Genomic DNA, 3,228 nt, shown 5'->3' with positions numbered 1-3,228 from the left:
AACCGCAACTCGTCTCAGAATGACGCGGCGATCCCTGGAAGCAGCAGGTCTTAGCCCACGAGCTTCTGCCACTCGGCCAAAGCGGCCGAGCGGCGGGTCTTATAGGTCTGTCGATCGACGAGGTGGCGTTCGGAATTGAAGTGGTTGTGAAAAGAGGCATGAACCGAGGCGAATTTCTGGAGGGACTTCATTCGCCGAAATCGCTGCATCGCTCGCTCTCTTCGTCGGAATGGCAGGTGTGAATTCTCGGCGCGATTGTTGAACCACCTTCCCATCTCGCGGCGTTCAAGATTTCCAAGTTCCCGCATAGCAGCAGGGTACGAACGCATCCCATCCGTGACGATTGTCTCAGCTCTTCCGTGCCGCTTCAGCGCCTTCTTCATGAACTCCAGAGCCGCAGCCTTGTCCCGTCTCTTCGTGACGAAGCTCTCCAGCACTTCACCTTCGTGATCGACGGCGCGCCAGAGGTAATGTCGCTCACCGTTGATCTTCACGAAGACCTCGTCGAGGTGCCAGCGCCAATGCCTTGAGCCCTTCATTCGGCTGACACGTTGCATAGGAATATCCGCGGCGAACATCGGACCGAACCGGTTCCACCACATCCGAACCGTCTCATGGCAAATATCGACGCCTCGTTCGAGCAGCAGATCTTCGACGTTCCTCAGCGACAGCGCAAACCGGAAATACATCAGGACTGCGAGCCGGATGATCTCGGGTGAGGAGTTGAAGTAGCGGAACGGACTGGCTGATTTTCGAGGACGAGGCATCCACTTGCCCTACCCTCGAACACTCAATTTTCAATCAGGTGCGTTTGCTCTGACAAGGCCCATTAGTCAGCTGCAGGTGCCGAGGCGAAGGGCGGCAATGGTGCCGCCCTTCAATGTCTCGTTCACCGGCACTTGCGTGAAGCGACGGCTTCGGAAGAGGATACGCGTCCGTGGCTGGTCTCGACCGCGAGGCATTGCTTCGTCGATCGGTTGTACCAGTAATAGCCGTGGCCGCTGCTACCGGTGTTGTACGAGCCTGCCTGCGAGAAGCCATTGTTCCGCAGCTGCACTTCAGCTCCATCGTTGGCCGCGCCGACAAGCCGGCCATACCACGTACCGGGATCGCCGCTTGAGCTGTAGCCGCCGCCCGAATGGCACTTGGGATGCGTTCGGATGTCGTCGAGCGAATAGAGGCGACCGTCCGCCACAGTAACCTGCAGACACTGCCGCGATGCTTCGCGCCACCGGATGGAATAGCGGGTATTCCCGGAGGTGAAGTTGTCCACCTGGACAAATCCGCGGCGGTTCAATTCGTCCATTCCGCCGGCTGCGCGGGCTCCCTTCAGATCGGCATACTGCGCATAGTTGGAATATCCGCCGCGGCGATCATGATGGGAAAGGTTCGCTTCACGCTCATTGGTTCCGGCCTCGTAACCGTGCGAATAGGCCTCGTCCCGGTTGTAATTGTGATAGCTGCCGCCGTGCAGACCATCCTTATAGCCGCGCTCGAACTCCTGCGTCTGCTGATCGTTGTAGTCCTTGCCATCGGTATGATGCGACTTGTGGCTCAGAATAGCGCCAAGAATGGCGGCCCCTGCCACCACGCCCGCCGCTGCGGCGACATCGCCGCCGCTCGAATGATTGCAGTCGCGGTCCTTGGCATCGGTAATCTGCTGCACGGTGTCGTTAGAAACATCGACACGCACGCAATTGTTGTCCTTGCCATCCCACCAATAGCTGATGACGTGCCCGTGGGAGTTCTTGTGGCTACTGATGCTTTTGAACCCGCGCGATTTGAGCGCCTGTTCAGCGCCCCAGGCATCCATGCTGAGGTGTTGGGTTGGACGGCTCCCAGCGGCATCGCAATGTGCCAAGGTGATTTCGTTGTAGGACTCACATGAAGGAGCCGCCCGTGGAACAGATTATTCGCATAGGGATGGATACGTCAAAGAACGTTTTTCAACTGCACGGTGTCAATTCGGCAGAACAGCCGGTCTTGCGCAAGAAGCTGACGCGCCGGGAGATGGTCCGGTTTTTCGAGAAGTTGCCACCGACTGTCGTCGCCATCGAGGCCTGCGGCAGCGCGCACCACTGGGCGCGTCTTCTCGGTTCGTATGGTCACGAAGTGAGGTTGATCGCACCGCAACTAGCAAAACCTTACGTCAAGCGCGGCAAGAATGATGCGGCCGATGCAGAAGCGCTATGCGAGGCGATGAGCCGCCCCACAATGCGGTTTGTGCCGGCTAAGAGCGTAGAGCAGCAGGCCGCCCTCATGCTCATAGCGATGCGTACCAGGCTCATTCAGAAACGCACGCAGCTCGCCAACACCATCCGTGGCTTTGCGGCAGAGTTCGGAGTTACCGCAGCAACGGGCATGTGCCGGATCGAGCCCCTGCTCGAACGCATCGCGGCGGACGAGGCGATCCCGGAACTGGCACGGGAATTATTTGCGCTTCATGGCAGGGAATATTCGCAGCTCCTGATGGAAATCGAGCGGGTCGAAGCCCAGGTCATGGAATGGCACCGCAATGACGAATGTAGCCAACGGCTCGCAAAAATTCCCGGCGTCGGCCCAATCGGCGCCTCATTGCTAATGATGAAAACCCCAGACCCGCAACAGTTTAAATCCGGGCGAGACTTTGCGGCCTGGATCGGTTTGACACCCCGCGATCATTCGACTGCCGGCAAAGTCAGGCTCGGGGTCATTACACGAGCCGGTGATGAGCTCTTGCGCAGTACACTCGTGGTAGGAGCCACCGCCGTTGTTCAGCACGTCCGCCGTACTGGAGGCAAGAATGCCTCTGTCTGGCTCTTGGGATTGCTCGAACGCAAGAAGCCCAAACTCGTTGCGGTGGCGCTCGCCAACAAGATCGCGAGAATCGCCTGGAAACTGATGGTGAGCGGTGAGCAATATCGAAGAGCAGAACTATCGCCGCCGGCAGTGGCAGCGTGAGAGATTGGCTAGGCACGATGAGCAGCCGTTTGCTATCGTACTGAGCTGATGCCAAATCTTGCAGGAATTGAGCAGATGGTGCGATCGATCGATCCAAGGCGTGTGGCATTCCATCGGCACCAATGGCCGTTCGAGGCCGCTGAGGTGTTTGGAACTCATGCTGCGGAAACCATCTTGGCCAGCGACCATGTGCGGTCGCACCCACAGGCCGGACATATGGACGCAAGCGATCCGATCAAATTCTCCGCACAGCCCTTGCAAGAGGGAGCCGTCCACATATGGTGCCGG

General features: G+C 58.5%; 4 protein-coding genes. 2 read left to right on the top strand and 2 right to left on the bottom strand.

Going from position 1 to position 3,228, the window contains the following annotated elements:
• Window positions 1–50: 50 nt before the first annotated feature.
• Window positions 51–767 carry an IS6 family transposase gene (locus tag A9D15_RS02795; protein WP_066761581.1) on the bottom strand — a complete coding sequence of 239 codons (717 nt, stop codon included), beginning with the start codon at window positions 765–767 and terminating at the stop codon, window positions 51–53.
• A gap of 122 nt (window positions 768–889) precedes the next feature.
• Complete coding sequence (locus A9D15_RS02790) at window positions 890–1,813, bottom strand: hypothetical protein (RefSeq protein WP_066761580.1); 924 nt, start codon at window positions 1,811–1,813, stop codon at window positions 890–892.
• 86 nt (window positions 1,814–1,899) lie between these two features.
• Between A9D15_RS02790 and A9D15_RS02785 the strand changes: the two genes are divergently transcribed.
• Both A9D15_RS02785 and A9D15_RS16825 read left to right on the top strand, forming a co-directional pair.
• Complete coding sequence (locus A9D15_RS02785) at window positions 1,900–2,940, top strand: IS110 family RNA-guided transposase (RefSeq protein ID WP_066760674.1); 1,041 nt, start codon at window positions 1,900–1,902, stop codon at window positions 2,938–2,940.
• 48 nt (window positions 2,941–2,988) lie between these two features.
• Window positions 2,989–3,228: hypothetical protein (locus A9D15_RS16825; RefSeq protein WP_216634363.1), on the top strand; the 240-nt coding region annotated here is incomplete at its 3' end.

Source organism: Croceicoccus pelagius (genome assembly GCF_001661915.1).
GTDB lineage: Bacteria > Pseudomonadota > Alphaproteobacteria > Sphingomonadales > Sphingomonadaceae > Croceicoccus > Croceicoccus pelagius.
Note: the sequence above shows the minus strand (reverse complement) of the source record. Positions and strands in the feature narration are given on the sequence as shown.

Coding starts and splice junctions, on each gene's coding strand:
- A9D15_RS02795 (WP_066761581.1), bottom strand. CDS start 767: ATGCCTCGTCCTCGAAAATCAGCCAGTCCGTTCCGCTACTTCAACTCC.
- A9D15_RS02790 (WP_066761580.1), bottom strand. CDS start 1,813: ATGGATGCCTGGGGCGCTGAACAGGCGCTCAAATCGCGCGGGTTCAAA.